This is a genomic window from Steroidobacter agaridevorans, from assembly GCF_009932555.1.
Lineage (GTDB): Bacteria > Pseudomonadota > Gammaproteobacteria > Steroidobacterales > Steroidobacteraceae > Steroidobacter > Steroidobacter agaridevorans.
The window spans coordinates 152572-166589 of record NZ_BLJO01000007.1; the positions used below are offsets into that span (position 1 = coordinate 152572).

Annotated in this window: 11 protein-coding genes; 1 reads left to right on the forward strand and 10 read right to left on the reverse strand. The window is 61.1% G+C overall.

Going from position 1 to position 14018, the window contains the following annotated elements; translation table 11 throughout:
- Position 1: 1 nt before the first annotated feature.
- From GYH35_RS24305 to GYH35_RS24320, 4 genes are all read right to left on the reverse strand, one after another.
- Complete coding sequence (locus GYH35_RS24305) at positions 2–1213, reverse strand: alpha/beta hydrolase-fold protein (RefSeq protein WP_161829716.1); 1212 nt, start codon at positions 1211–1213, stop codon at positions 2–4.
- A gap of 19 nt (positions 1214–1232) precedes the next feature.
- Positions 1233–1910 carry a SapC family protein gene (locus GYH35_RS24310; RefSeq protein WP_161829717.1) on the reverse strand — a complete coding sequence of 226 codons (678 nt, stop codon included), beginning with the start codon at positions 1908–1910 and terminating at the stop codon, positions 1233–1235.
- A 14-nt stretch (positions 1911–1924) separates the two neighbouring features.
- A complete protein-coding gene (locus tag GYH35_RS24315) occupies positions 1925–3469 on the reverse strand; it encodes a tryptophan halogenase family protein (protein WP_202624610.1) in 1545 nt (514 codons plus the stop codon).
- A 75-nt stretch (positions 3470–3544) separates the two neighbouring features.
- A complete protein-coding gene (locus tag GYH35_RS24320) occupies positions 3545–6376 on the reverse strand; it encodes a TonB-dependent receptor (RefSeq protein ID WP_268894959.1) in 2832 nt (943 codons plus the stop codon).
- A gap of 347 nt (positions 6377–6723) precedes the next feature.
- Between GYH35_RS24320 and GYH35_RS24325 the strand changes: the two genes are divergently transcribed.
- Positions 6724–7497 carry an IclR family transcriptional regulator gene (locus tag GYH35_RS24325; protein ID WP_202624614.1) on the forward strand — a complete coding sequence of 258 codons (774 nt, stop codon included), beginning with the start codon at positions 6724–6726 and terminating at the stop codon, positions 7495–7497.
- Here GYH35_RS24325 and GYH35_RS24330 read toward each other — a convergent pair.
- The 6 genes from GYH35_RS24330 to GYH35_RS24355 form a co-directional block, all read right to left on the reverse strand.
- The gene (locus GYH35_RS24330; RefSeq protein WP_161829719.1) at positions 7475–7849 is read right to left on the reverse strand and encodes a c-type cytochrome; all 375 of its coding nucleotides are present in this window, start codon (positions 7847–7849) and stop codon (positions 7475–7477) included. The two genes, GYH35_RS24325 and GYH35_RS24330, sit on opposite strands and share 23 nt — an antisense overlap.
- Positions 7850–7862: 13 nt before the next feature.
- Positions 7863–9632 carry a GMC family oxidoreductase gene (locus tag GYH35_RS24335; protein WP_161829720.1) on the reverse strand — a complete coding sequence of 590 codons (1770 nt, stop codon included), beginning with the start codon at positions 9630–9632 and terminating at the stop codon, positions 7863–7865.
- A gap of 2 nt (positions 9633–9634) precedes the next feature.
- On the reverse strand, positions 9635–10387 hold the full coding sequence (locus tag GYH35_RS24340; RefSeq protein WP_161829721.1) for a gluconate 2-dehydrogenase subunit 3 family protein: 753 nt from the start codon (positions 10385–10387) through the stop codon (positions 9635–9637).
- A gap of 24 nt (positions 10388–10411) precedes the next feature.
- Complete coding sequence (locus tag GYH35_RS24345) at positions 10412–11740, reverse strand: MFS transporter (protein ID WP_161811837.1); 1329 nt, start codon at positions 11738–11740, stop codon at positions 10412–10414.
- The gene (locus GYH35_RS24350) at positions 11727–13118 is read right to left on the reverse strand and encodes an amidohydrolase family protein (protein WP_161829722.1); all 1392 of its coding nucleotides are present in this window, start codon (positions 13116–13118) and stop codon (positions 11727–11729) included. The genes GYH35_RS24345 and GYH35_RS24350 overlap by 14 nt, the downstream gene beginning before the upstream one ends.
- Positions 13119–13285: 167 nt before the next feature.
- Entirely contained in the window at positions 13286–14002 is a 717-nt protein-coding gene (locus tag GYH35_RS24355; protein ID WP_161811835.1) for a GntR family transcriptional regulator, read from the reverse strand.
- Positions 14003–14018: the final 16 nt, after the last annotated feature.

Below are 14018 nucleotides of genomic sequence, written 5' to 3' on the forward strand. Positions count from 1 at the left end.
ATCAGCTTCGCGCTTTGCGCGCCTTGAACAGCCGGGGCGCGAAGTCGTGCAACGCGCGCCGCCAGGTCTGCCATTCGTGGTCCGTCCCGGGCGATTCAACGTAGACATGCTTGATGCCTGCTGCATTCAAGTTCTCGTGCAGCCCGCGAACGCTGCCGAGGAATCGCTCGCCCTCGGCGCTGCCGACGCCGAGCCAGAGCACATGCACTTTCTTTGCAAAGGCATCCGGATCGGCGAACGCGCCGTTGTAATCCGTCTTCGGATCGAACTTGCCGCCGCCGGGCTGAAGCAATCCGCCGGCGCCGCTGAACCCGCCGATATGAGAGAACAGATCGAGATGCCTGAGCGTGATGTGGAACGTCTGCATTCCACCCATCGACAGACCTGCCATGGCGCGGTTATCGCGATCCGGGAGCGTTCTGAATGTTTTGTCGACGAACGGGATCAGCGCTTGAGTGACATCGTCCTCGAACGTCGCTGCCATGTCCTGCATCGCCTTCAGCATCTGCGGAGAGCCGAAGGTCGTGGCCGCCGTGTCGGGCAAAGATTCGCCCGCGCGCAGCGCGTAGCCATAGGCCATGACAACGATCATCGGCTCGGCCTGACGGGCCGCGACGAGATTGTCCAGGATGACATTGGCACGGCCCTGCCGGATCCAGCCGGTCTCATCTTCGCCGCCGCCATGTTGCAAATAGAGGACGGGATAACGCGTGTTCGTTTGCGAGTCGTAACCGGGCGGCAGATAAACCAGCGCGTGTCGCCACGTTCCAGTCACCTTGGAGTGGTACCACACCTCGCGCACCTGGCCGTGAGGCACGTCCTGGATGGAATAGTACGTCGCGCCCGGCTCGGGAATTTCCACAGCGCTCGCATGTCGGGTGCCGCCAAAGAATGCATGACTGCCTGGATCGGCGACTTCCGCGCCGTCGATGACCACAGTGTAGTAATGGAACCCTGGAACGAGCGGCTCGGTGGTGACGGTCCAGAAGCCGTCGGACTGCTTCTGCATGCCCACTTTGGGTCCGTTCCAGAAGTTCAGCTTGACGGTCGTGGCTTCCGGCGCCTTCACGCGAACCTGCACCCGTCCGGCGTCGTCGATGCGGGGATATTGGGCGCCCCAAACATTCGTGCTTGCCGGTCGAAAGTTCTCGGCCGTCTGCGCCAGACAAATGTTTGCCGCCAGGGCGCAAACGATAGCCAACATCCACTTCATGAGTTCCCCCGGACTTTTGTCAACTCATAGCAAGCTTGCGATTGCGCACATGCGCCAGGGTCGCCAGCTGATTGATCGATCCCGCAATGGTGTAAGCGAGCTGCAGATGACCGCTGCGGAACAAGCGCAGGACATCCACGTCCTCCAGCTCGCGCAGCGAGTCCCGGCTCACGGTGTAAAGACCTTGTAGCGTCAGCCGCTCGCCATCGTCGAAGCTCAACGAGACATCGATCGATTCGAGCAACTTCAGATTCATGAAGTCACGCACCAGGACCGCCGTTTGTTCGATCCCTTCGTGCAACTGTCCCAACACTCGCTGCATCCGGCGCAAGGACGTGCTCGGCTGTGCGTCGTCGAACAGCAGCTCGCCTTCCGTCTCGCTGAAGCGCGGATTGGCGCGATCGATGGCGATGCGTTCGCCCGAGATGAAGAATCCATCGCGCTGCAGACTGAGCGGCTCGAAGCCGCCGCGCTCCTCGATGCTCTTCAGTGCACCCTCCTCCGGCTTCAAGCCGAGTACCGCGCCCGCGTAAAACGCGCCTGTCGCCGGATCTTTCGAGAACAGAATCGGACAGGCGATGGCCGCCGCAACGAATTCGCTGGGCACGATCTGCACGAAATGCGGCTCGACGCCCGCCCTCGGCAGCAGCCGGAGTTGTCCATGATCCTGCGGATTGAGTAGCTGATGGTTCGTCATGGAGATCGGCTCTCTCATACCGGCTGCAAGCCGTGCTGAACGATCTTGCGAATCAGGTCACGATGCCGCGGCAAACCCGTGCGCAGCTTCTCGATTTGCGCAGCGTTCTCGCGCATCGCACGCTCTGCGGACTTGGCGCCGCCCGCGACCATCTCCGGCTCCAGCTCGGTGCGAAATCCCATGCCGTACAGCACATACTGATAGCTTGCAGCCGGGAACACTTCCTCGATGCGATCGAACTCGTCGTGATACCACGGCGATTGATAACGCCACAGCAGCAGCAGGTGCTGCAGCCGTTCCGGAATCGTTTCGGGCAGGCGGTTGTCGCGCCAGAACGCACTGTCGTCGCGCTGTGTGAGCACGTAGTGGAGCTTGAGAAAATCGATGATCCGGCCCCATCGATATTCCGTCGTGTTGTTGAAGCGCGCCGCGATCACATCCATGACTTCGCGGCACACGGGCATTTGTTCGGCGATGAGCTTGGCCGACATTTCTATGAGCACGATGGCCGAGGATTCCAACGGCTCCAAGAAGCCCGCCGACAGGCCGACGGCGACGCAATTGCGCTTCCAGTAGATCTGCCGGTGACCGGATCGGATCGGGATCCGCCGAACTGGCAGGTCTTTGCCTGCCGGGCCGATATAGTCCCGCAGCTCGCGCTCGGCGGCGTCGACGGAAATATGGCGGCTGGAAAATACATGGCCCACACCCCGCCGAGTGGGCAATCCGATGTCCCAGATCCAACCGGCCGATTGCGCGGTAGAAATCGTGTGAGATGCGATCGGGCTCGTCTCCGTCGCATACGGCACCTGGATGGCCAGCGCGGTATCGCAGAACAGGACGTCGCCACAGTCGACGAACGGCACGCCGAGCGTCTCCCCGATCAGCAGCGCTTTGAAGCCGGTGCAATCGACGAACAAGTCGCCCTCGATCTCGCCGGCCTGCTCCGTGTCGAGACTGCGAATGTCGCCGTTGTCGGATAAATGCACGCGTCGCACGTCCGCGAGCACGTGCCGCACGCCGAGCTTTTCGCAGCAATGTTTTTGGAGAAACGGCGCGAACTTGCCGGCGTCGAGATGGTATGAGTAGTTGGCGACCGCATCGTACTCGGCGGTGGCGATGGTCTTCGGCGCAAGGCCATCGTCGCAGATCCTGCCTTGCGGGCACACGGCGTCACAAAAGCTGCGGCCGTCGTTGCCGGCGAGCCAGTGCGGCACGAGGTTGATCTGAGAAAAATTCTGCGGAAGCATCAAAGGATGGTAGTAGCCATCATGCTTCTCACCGGTGGTCCAGCGAGCGAACCATGCGCCTTGTTTGAATGCGGCGTCACATTGACGAAAGAGCTCCGTCTCGGACACGCCGATTTTCGACAACGTCGTTCGCAACGTGGGCCACGTCCCCTCGCCCACGCCGATGATCGGCGTATTCGGCGATTCCACCAAAGTGACGCTAAACGTGGCCGGAATGCGGCTGCGATGCTTGGCGGCGATGATGCCGGCCGTCAACCACCCAGCCGTACCGCCACCGACGATCACAACTCTTCTGACTGCTTGCACCATGACCTATGCCCGACGATCAAAAAAGGGGGAGGCGCCGCCAAGGGGATAAATCGTCGACGCCTCCCCTTGCCGATGTCACATCCGGTAGCGCGCACCCAAGGCGTAACGGCGACCGTAGGCAAACACGTCGAGCAGCTGGTTGTCGTAGCGGCCGTGCGTGCTCATCGTCTCGTTCGTGACGTTCAACGCCTCGAAGAACACGTTGAGCTGATCGGTGAACTGGTAGCTGGTGCTCAGGTCGATCTGCAGGCTCGAGTTGACGAACGTCGGCTCGGCGCCGAATTCGCTGTTGTTCTGGTTCTGACCGAACTGCAGCAGGTATTCATCGCGCCAGTTGCCGGCGACGCGCACCTCGAAGCCGTTCTTGTCATAGAACGCAACCAGGTTAGCCGAGTCAGCCAGCCCCGTTACCGCGAAGCCGCTCTGCGAAATGTCGTTGCGGTTGTACGGCTTGTCCGTGTCCACCAAAGTGACGTTGGCGTTGAAGCCGAAGCCGGTATCGCCGAATACGTGCTGCCACGCGAACTCGAAGCCGTCCACGGTAGCGTCGGGCCCGTTGACCCGCTGCGAGACCGTGTAGACCGCCGGCTGGCCGGTCGTCGGATCGATCACGTTGTTGATCGTCTGACGCTGCGTGCCCTGCACGATGAAGTTCGTCACATCCTTGATGAAGTAGTTCGCCGACGCGTACGAGTTCTGCTGGTAATACCACTCGACCGCGAAGTCGAAGTTATCCGACAGGTACGGCTTCAGTGCCGGGTTGCCGCCGTTGGCGGTCAGAGCCCCCACTCGCGGCAACGAGCCTACGTTCAACACCGGATTCAGGAAGTTGATCGCAGGCCGGGTCAACGTGCGGGAGGCGCCGAAGCGCGCATGAACTTCGGGCGTAATCTCCAGCTTCATGTCGAGGCTCGGGAGCAAATAGGAATATTTGCTCTTGGTCGTGATCGGCTGCGAGGCCGAGTAAGTCGTCGACAGCAACGTCGGATCCGCCGCGCTCTGCGTCAAGAGGATGGGCAGGCGACCGACGCCCGAGGACTCGACGTGAGTGCGCTCGTTACGCACGCCCGCGCTGAAGTGGAAAGGCCGGCCGGCCAGGTCGACATCGAACTTGGCGCGCACGAATGTCGCCCAGGTCTCCTCGGTAATGTCCTGCACGCTGCCGGGATCGAGCGCGAGATCGAGCGAACCCGTATAGCTGCAGCACCCGTAATTAAAGCCGGGAATGTTCTGCGCCTGCGGATTGCCCAGACCTTGCAGATACCCGTACAACCCGCGAACATCGTACACGAGCAGTTGCGATGGCAACGCACCTGCGCCCGAGAACCCCGGAATGAAACCGCTCGTGCTGATGCTGCCTCGATACAGGTCTGTCGGCACGATCACGCCAGAGCTGCGCCCCGAGGGCGCGCCGTAGCCTGAATACGCCTGCCAGAAGTTGTTGGTGAACGTATTGCTCTGCTGCAGCTGGAAGTTGTCATCGACGAACGACGTGCCGGCGTCGAGCTGGAGGCCGTCCTGTTTCCAGGTGGCCGTGATGCGCGCCTGCTTGAGCTCATCGGTGTTCTGCTGCTGCTGGCGCACCAACACATGCGAGCCAATGACGGACGGATCGAGATAGCGCGACTGATCGCCGCTCGGGCCATAGGTGGTCAGCTGCGGGAACGCGTCGCTGCTGTCACCGGTCACGCGCACACCCAACGAAGTACCCAGAGCGCCGCCATAGCCGATATCGGCATTGTCCACACCCTCGCCGTCCGGGTTCTGCTCGCTCTTGGCATACGAGGCATCGAAGTCGAACGACAGGTTGTCGGAGGCGTCGAGCTTCAGGTTGATGCCGATCTGATTGGTCTCGCGCACTTGATCCGTGATACCGGCGTTCAGGTCCATCGGCGTGCCCGGCTGCCGGAAGTCGACCACTGTGCCGTTGCCGTCGAACTGCACGTTGCGCAGATCGTCCCGGTTGAACCACAGCGCAAAGCCGTAAGTTTCGGTGACGAGCTTCTGGCGCGAATAGTTGTCGTCGATCGTCAGCAGCATGCTATCCGACGGGCGCCACTGGAAGGCGATGCGGCCGTCGATGCGCTCATCGTTCACTTGCGACTGTTCGGCGCCGTATTGCTGCTGCCACCAACCCACGATGGTCCTGTTGGCGAGCTCCCCTGAGGCGCAAGTGGAGGTCTGCTGGCACGGCGCGAACCTGCCGCCCTCCCAGCCTGAGACGAACACTCGGTTGGTATCGGTGCTGCGCTCGGTATAGATCACATCGGCCAGCACACCTAACGTTTCATCCGCGAAGGTATTGCTGAACAACACGCCCGCCGTAGGCTTGATCTCATCGGCCTCGTCCTGCATCGAACCCGAGGCGCTGGTGACGAAACGCGGCCCCGGCTGATCGAACGGCTTCGGGAACATCACATTGACGGTGGCGCCGATGGAACTGGAGGACAATGTGATATCCGGCGTCTTCATCACGCTCAGCGCGCCGACGAAATCGGCGCCGACCGTGCTGAAGTCGACCGAACGCCCGCCAGCGGCGGTCGAGATGCGGCGGCCGTCGTACAGCGTTTCGTTGAAGTCGCCGCCGAAGCCACGCACCGTGATGCCCGTCGGCTCGCCGCGGGTGCCCGCGCGTTGAATCGAGACGCCTGGCACCCGTTGCAACGAGGCTGCGACGTTCGAGTCTGGAAACTTGCCGATATCTTCCGATGAAATCACGTCGACGACGCCGGTCGCCGCGCGCTTCATGTCGAGGTTTCGTTGCAACGATTCTCTGATACCGGTAACAACTACTTCCTCAAGTTCACTGGTATTGGCGGGCGCCGATGAGTTCTCTTGCGCCCCAGCTGGCGCAGAGCTTGCTAGCGCTAACAAAATTGCGGCGCGTAAAACGCCGCTCCTGGTCATCCGCTGCATCGATTGTTCCCCCGTTGAAGTCCCACCCTGTTCGCGGGTGTGGTCAGTGGCGTAATTATCACCGCGACGCCAATCGCGTCAATACTCGGACAATTGTTTCGTAACAAACATTTCTCAATCGATCACATCCATTCAAATGCGTGCACTCGACGGCATCGATTGATCGAAAACAAACAAACGTTCGCCTCGCGACGATCGCACACAGACCATAGCACGCTTTCACAAATACAATCTACTTTATTACTGAAACTCCTTTGTTTCGCTGCGCAGCCGGCAGGCCGAGCGCGCAGTTTTGATTCTAGGTAACCGGTAGCACAAGAAGATTTATAATGAGAAACATGAGCACACGCGAAAACAAACAGCGCAAATACACCGCCCCCGCCCTGGAGAAGGGCCTGGATATACTTGAATTGCTGGCCGCGCGCGGCGCGCCTCTGACAATGTCTCAAATGGCCGCGGAGCTCGGCCGCTCGGTGGGCGAGCTGTTTCGAATGATTGAGGCGCTGATACGCCGCGGCTATATCGCCCCAGCGGAGTCCGGCGAAGGACTCGAGCTTACGAACAAGCTATTTGCTCTCGCACTGGCGCGTGCACCCGCGCGCAGCCTGCTCGAACACGCACTGCCCGAGATGAGAAAACTGGCGCGCACGATTGGCCAGTCGTGCCACCTCGCGGTGGCGAGCGACGAGCAAATGGTCGTCATTGCCCGCATCGAGGCGCCAGGCAATGAAGGCTATTCAGTGCGAGTCGGCAACCGCCGGCCCGTGGTTGCATCTACGTCGGGACTGGTGCTCTATGCATTTCAACCTCCAAACGTTCGGACGGAGTGGCGCAAGCGGCTTGCACGCACTGTGAGCAGCAGGATCTGGAAGACATTCGAAGAACGAGCCACCGCCGCCCGGACCGCGAAGCACGTACGCGCCGACAGCGACGTCACTCGTCACATCGTCGATCTGTCAGCCCCCGTGATGTCCGCCGATATGGTCGCCGCGGCGTTGACCTGCCCTTACATCGAAACTCCCAAAGCCCTCTCGATCAAAGAAACCATCACTGCAATCCGTCGAGCCGCCGAGGAGATTTCCTCGAAGCTCACTCGGCCTTCTGTTGTTTGAGGAATGCGATCACGTTCGCCAGGTCGGTATCGCTGGCAATGCCCGGAAAGATCATCTTGCTGCCGGGCACGAGCTTGTCCGGCCCTTTCAGATACTGCGTGAGCGTGGCCTCATCCCAGGTGAGCCCGGACTTCCGCATCGCCGACGAGTAGCGGTAGCTCGGATAAGTCCCGGCGGGACGACCGACGACTCCGTTCAACACGGGCCCGACGCTGTTCTGCGCGCCCGCGCCGACAGCGTGACACGCCGAGCATTGCGCAAACACCGTCGCACCCGCCGCCGCATCACCGTCGGCCCATGCCGAAGACGTCAATGCCAGCGCAGCCAGGCCGGCGATCAATAATCTCTTCACTCTTCACCCTCTCTCAAGCACTGACCAGGCGCTCCGGCCGCTTCAAGTAACGATCCTTCAGCGTATCGGCAAGTCTATAGGCCAATGCGCCGATCGGGCCCGTGGGATTGCGCCCCGCGTTCTGCGGAAACACGCTCGACCCCACCACGAACACATTGGAAACATCCCAGCTTTGCAGGTGTTTGTTCAGCGCGCTGGTGCGCGGATCGTCGCCGAACACGGTTCCGCCCGTATTGTGCGTCGTCTGGTAGGGCACGATCGAATAGCGCCCGCGATCGCGTCGGCTCAATACCTGCTCGGCTCCCATCTCCTTTGCAATGTTTGCACAGATGCCGCGCGCGAACTCCATCTGTCGAAACTCATTTTCCTGCCAATCGAACGTGAGTCGCAGCATCGGTCGGCCAAAGGAGTCGGTGTAGGTCGGGTCGAGGTCCAGATAATTCTGGCGATAGCTCATCACCGAGCCTTGATTGCCCACGGCAGTCATGCGGTGGTACGTCTCGACGACGGCTTTTTTCCAACCTTTGCCCCAGCGCGGCGAACCGGGCGGCGTGGGACGTCGCCCGATCGGCGCACCGCTGTTGCTGCCACTGCTGATGCCGCCGCCACCGATGAAGCCAAGCTTCGCGAAATCGGGGTTGTCGCTGTTGAAATCGTCGATCCAGGTGCCGAGCGCGCCCGAGCCCATGAACGGATTGAAGTACGTGTCCTTGGAAAACAGCGCAGCCACTCCGCCCATCGATTGATAGGCATAGCTTCGGCCCACGACACCGCTGTTGCGCTGGAAGTCGAACGGCTTGCCGATCTTCGAATGCAACATCAAATGCACGTTGCCGAAGACGTACGCCGCCAGGATAACCAGATCCGCAGGCTGCTCGAACTCGCGCCCGCCAGCATCGAGGTAGGTGACGCTCACGGCGCGCTTGCGCCGCGAATCGAGATTCACCTTCATCACATAGGAATTGGTCCGCGCCTCGAAGTTCGGATTCTTGTGAGCGAGCGGAATGACGGTGAAATGCGGGCTCGCCTTCGCATTCGCTTCGCAGCCATAGGCGGTGCAGAAGCCGCAGTAATGACACTGACCGAGCGCGACACCGTCCGGATTCACATAGGGACGGGATGCGTTGGACGCAGGCACCGGGAACGGGTGATAACCCAGGTTGCGCGCCGCCTGCTCGAACAAGACCATGTTGTGCGATTGGGTCAGCGGCGGATTCGGGAACTCGTTCGCTCTGGGCGCCTCGAAAATGTTGCCGCCGTCGATCTTCTTGCCCTGCAGGTTGCCGGCCTTGCCGGACGTGCCACAGACCTTCTCGAACTTGTCGTAGTACGGCTCGAGCTCGTGATAATCGATGGGCCAGTCCTGCAGATTCATGTCGGCCGGAACGATGCTCTTGCCGTACTTCGCGACGGTGCCGGAGTACATCTTGTGCTCCCACTCCGTCCAGCGCCAATGCAGTCCGGACCAGTGCGTGCCCGCGCCGCCGACACCCTCGCCCGGTAGAAACGAGCCCAGCTGCCGCATCGGCAGCGCCCGCTGCGATGGGTCGTTGCGGAAGGTCAATGTTTCCTTGCGCAGATTCTGGATGAGCTCATGGCGACGCGAGTAGCGCAGTTCATCGTGAACTTGCGGCGCCATGAAATCCGGATTGGTCGCGCGCGGCGCGCCGCGTTCGAATGCGACTATCTTCAGGCCCGTGGAGGCGAGTTCTTTCGCGACGATGCCGCCGGCCCAACCCAGGCCGACGATCGCGATATCGACTGGTTTCAGTTTGGTGGCCATCGTCACAGCAGGTCCTGAATGCTCATGGGCTCGCTCATGTACTTCTTGTTGCGGTACGCCTCGATCTTGTCCGCATACATGACGCCGATGCCCGGAAAGCCGATCATCTTCCACGACGCCTTGCCCTTGTTACCGCCATGGAGCGGATCGGCGAAGTAGCCCTGCATCGTCAGGTCGTACAACAGATTGAAGAAAATCTCGGTGGGCACCGTGGGCAATTGAATCTCGCGCTTCTCCAGCTGAGTCAGGACGGCGATGCGATCCTCTTCGGAGAGCGCGTCGAACGTGCGCTTGTATTTGTCGCGCACGTGAGCATTGACGTCCAGAATGCCATTGCGAAAGAGCTCGCTCGGCGTCATGCGCAGCTGATAACCCTGCTCCGGCGTGCCTTCGATGAATGGCCCTTGCAGGTACATGCGATCGCCACGGCCATAGCCGGAGTTCAGCTGCCTATCGATGAACACCGCGACGCCCAACTCCAGAGCGCCGGGCCCGACCTCGTCGGGCGGAATGAAAGTATCGATCGCCGCTTCCACGAATGCGGCCTCATCGCCATTGAGGAATTCGTAGACGGGCACCGGCTCATCGGCGGGGCTGGCAGCCTTGGGCGCCGGATGATGCATGGCGCCCATCGAGTCATTCGCGGCCGCGGCGCCCGCCGGCAACACACCGGTTGCAGCGCCTGCGCCGATGAGTTTCAGCCATGCGCGCCGATTCACCGTCTTCGGCTCTGCATTGTTTTCGTCAGTCATCATCCCCCCGATCGACGCCACTGCGCGCTAAGACACAGCGGCGTCCTCATAGACGCGTTTCGATGCATCGATGCGCGTGAACAGTATGGCAGCCAACAACGCGTAACCTGCGATAACGAGGAACGCGGTGGTCCAACCGCTCGCGGTCACGATATAACCCGTCATTGCCGCAGCGATGGCGGCGCCCAGATTACCGAAGGTATTCATCACCGCCGACACTGAGCCTGCGTACACCCCACCGATATCCAGCGTCACCGCCCAGGAAACGCCGACGGTCAGCTCGATACCGAACACCGCGAGCGCGAAATAACCGACGCTGACGAGCGGATCGTTGGCGAGACAGGCGAGCGGAATCGTCACGGCGGCGATCAAGAATCCGGGGATTGCAACGACCCGACGCGCGAACTTGAGATTGCCCGTACGTTTCAGCGCCAGATCCGAGAACCAGCCACCGAAGATATCGCCAGCAACTCCGGCGAGCAGCGGCAGGCTCGCGTAGATACCCATCTGCTGCAGATCGAATTGCCGCTCGGCATGCAGATACTTCGGAAACCAGGTGAGAAAGATGCCGATGTCGTAGCCGTAACAGAAGTACATCGCGGAGAGCAGCCACATCTGCGGACTGCGTAAGATCTGTCGCCACGGCACGATCTTCGATCCCTTGGCGGTGTTCCCCAACGCATTGGCGATGAGCTCACGTTCCGCGGCGTTGACGCTCCGATGCTCGTTGGGAGAATCGCGATAGAACCAGTACCAGATCGCGGCCCATAACAAGCCAAGCACCGCAAAAATATAGAAGGGTGCGCGCCAGCCGAAGTGAGCGATGACGAAGACGACGACGATCGGCGTGAGCGCGCCGCCCAGGCGCGAGCCGGCATGAGTGATGCCTTGGGCGAAACCTCGCTCCGACGGCAGCATCCAACGCGACAACGATCGGGTGGCAATCGGAAAAGCGCCCGCCTCCCCCATGCCAAAGAGGAATCGGCACACGATCATCGAAGTCGCCGACCACGTCAGCGCCGTAGCCGCGGTGAACGCGGACCACCACGTGACGATCGCGGGAAGCGCACGCCGCGGACCGAAGCGATCGCCGAGCCAACCGCCCGGAATCTGAAACAACGCATACGACAATTGGTAGGCGCCGAGGATCCATCCCATCGTGACGATGGAGAAGCCGAACTCTTCCTGGATCGAAGGCACGGCGGCGGAGATCACTACTCGATCGATGTAAGTGATCATGTAGGCCGCGACGGTGAGCCACAGCACCGTGTGGCGGACACGCGTTGGCGCGATCACGCCGGCGTGATCCAGAGCCGCGCCGACCGGCTTTACGATGGCCGCATCACCGTTCGCCATGTGCGCCACCAGTCGAGCCGCCCTTACATTCATTCGCTGCACGACCGGTGCAGACCGACCAGATGGTGGACACTGGCTTGCCGGCTACGTAGACCGCGTGAATCGTTCGGGTGTTGCGAATGTCCGCGACCGGATCCGCATCGAGCACGAGAAGAGTGGCGCTCTTGCCTGGCTCGATCGTTCCCAAATCTTTCGCGCCGATCAGCTTCGCATTGGTGCTCGTGGCCGCGGTCAGGACTTGCAGCGGCGACAAGCCCGCCTGCACCATCAACTCCATCTCCCAGTGCAGGAAATGTCCGGAAAATCGTCCCGAAGGTCCACTGTCGCTACCGACGCCGTAGCGCACCCCTGCTTCGATCTCGCGGCGAGTATTCTTCAACGCAGTATCGAGCACGCCAGGGTACTGAGCGAAGTGCTTGCCCGCGGCGAGCTTTTGCTGGCGCTCGGCGCTCTTGAGCGTCGCCAGAGCCGCCGGCGTGATCGAGCGGTTGAAGAAAGGATCGTCGAGGAATGGCAGCTTCGTATAGGTGAACGAGGCTTCGCGGCTCAGCGTCGCCGCCATCTGCACGATGTCATGTCGCTTCATATCGTCCAGCAACGCCCGATCCACAGGCAGATCACGCACGCTATGCGCGAAGCCATCGACACCTTGCGACGCCAGTGTCTTGGCGTTCTGCAGATAAAAGATGTGAGCGATCGCGCGCAGGCCGTGCTTGTGCGCCTGGTCGATGATGGCCTTGCTGATGTCGGCCGGCATGCGTGACGGCAGGTCGCCGAACTCGTCGTCGACCCACAATTTGATGAAGTCGACGCCCTTCGCCACTTGCTCATCGACCGCTTGGCGCGCCTCGGCCACGTTGGCGACCGGTTTGTTCAGTCCGGCGACGCCGCCATAGGAGCCTTTGAACACCAGCCCCTGACCCGACGTGTACACACGCGCCATGTCCGTCGGCGCTTTGCGTTGATCGGCGCGAATGCCGAATATCACATCGGTATCCGTGCCCAGCACTTGAACGGCAGTGACACCGTAGGCTGCATAGATACGCAGCTGCTGCTCGACCAGCTCGCGGGAGTAGAAATTGATGTCTTGTGTGAGATCGTGAACCAGCCCGACGTGCACGTGATTATCGATGAGCCCGGGCGTTACGAATTTCCCGGCGAGGTCCACCACCGTCGCGCCGCTCGGACGTTTCAGGCTCTGCTGCGTGCCCACCCACGAGATGCGGCCGTTCTCGACAATCAATGCCGAGCCCGGCGTCGGCGCCCGGCCCGTGCCATCTATAAGAGTGAAGTTGGTAAGCACTGTCGTGGCCGCCTGTGCCACGGACAGCGCCGCCAACCCGAGGAACGCGGCGACGACACGGACTGCTAGCTGCACTCAACCCCCTCCGGCTCCGCGCTCGTGGTCGGCGAGGCAGCCTATATCCTATATCATATCGGCATCATCGCGGCCGTGAGGCCCAAAAGTCAAATGGTATCGGTATCAAATCTGGAGCGGCCGCTCCAGAGGGGGTGTTCAGGCGGAGAAGCGGGCCCGGAAAGCGGTTATTCGCGCGTGAACTTCACGAGCCGCTGATATGACTTCTCGAGGTGAGCGCGCATGGCGGCTTCGGCTTGATCGGGATCGCGCTGCTGCAAGGCTTTGGTGACGAGCGTGTGCTCGGCCACCGCTTCGTTGGTCACCTCGCGATGAAACCGCAGCCGAAAGATATGCAGGTGAATGTGCAGCCGGCTGAGCGACTCCACGATGAGATTGTTATTGCTGCCGCGAGCGATCTGTTCGTGAAATTCCGCATCCTGATCGGCGAACTGGTCATACAGAGTGCGCGACTGCGCGGCCTGATCGGGATTCATCTCGAGCGCCAGCCCGCACAGATCGATCAATGCTTTATCGCTCATCCGCTCGGCCGCGCAGCGCGCGGCATAAGGCTCCAGCAGCAACCTGATTTCGAACAACTCCTCGAACTGCTTGCGATTCAACGTCGGCGCCGTGCAGTAACCGATGAAGCGCTGCTTGGTCACCAGGCCGTTCGCCTCGAGCATGCTGAGCGCCTCGCGGATCGGCGTCTGCGAAATGCCGAACTCGCGCGCCATGCTATCGACCGAAATGCGCGTATTCGGCGGGATCTTCAGCGACATGATGTCTTCACGAATGCGGCTGTACGCATCCTCGACGAAGCCGGAGGCCCGCTTGATCTGACGTGGGTTCTCCGGCGCAGGCGCGACGGGCACGACTCGGGGATTCTTGGATTCGCTACTCATAAGGATTGGCAATGCA

Excerpts from the sequence above, each read along its gene's own strand:
- GYH35_RS24310 (WP_161829717.1), bottom strand. The coding sequence starts at position 1,910 with ATGACGAACCATCAGCTACTCAATCCGCAGGATCATGGACAACTCCGG.
- GYH35_RS24340 (WP_161829721.1), bottom strand. The coding sequence starts at position 10,387 with ATGATGACTGACGAAAACAATGCAGAGCCGAAGACGGTGAATCGGCGC.
- GYH35_RS24355 (WP_161811835.1), bottom strand. The coding sequence starts at position 14,002 with ATGAGTAGCGAATCCAAGAATCCCCGAGTCGTGCCCGTCGCGCCTGCG.
- GYH35_RS24325 (WP_202624614.1), top strand. The coding sequence starts at position 6,724 with ATGAGCACACGCGAAAACAAACAGCGCAAATACACCGCCCCCGCCCTG.
- GYH35_RS24345 (WP_161811837.1), bottom strand. The coding sequence starts at position 11,740 with ATGGCGAACGGTGATGCGGCCATCGTAAAGCCGGTCGGCGCGGCTCTG.
- GYH35_RS24315 (WP_202624610.1), bottom strand. The coding sequence starts at position 3,469 with ATGGTGCAAGCAGTCAGAAGAGTTGTGATCGTCGGTGGCGGTACGGCT.
- GYH35_RS24335 (WP_161829720.1), bottom strand. The coding sequence starts at position 9,632 with ATGGCCACCAAACTGAAACCAGTCGATATCGCGATCGTCGGCCTGGGT.
- GYH35_RS24305 (WP_161829716.1), bottom strand. The coding sequence starts at position 1,213 with ATGAAGTGGATGTTGGCTATCGTTTGCGCCCTGGCGGCAAACATTTGT.
- GYH35_RS24320 (WP_268894959.1), bottom strand. The coding sequence starts at position 6,376 with ATGACCAGGAGCGGCGTTTTACGCGCCGCAATTTTGTTAGCGCTAGCA.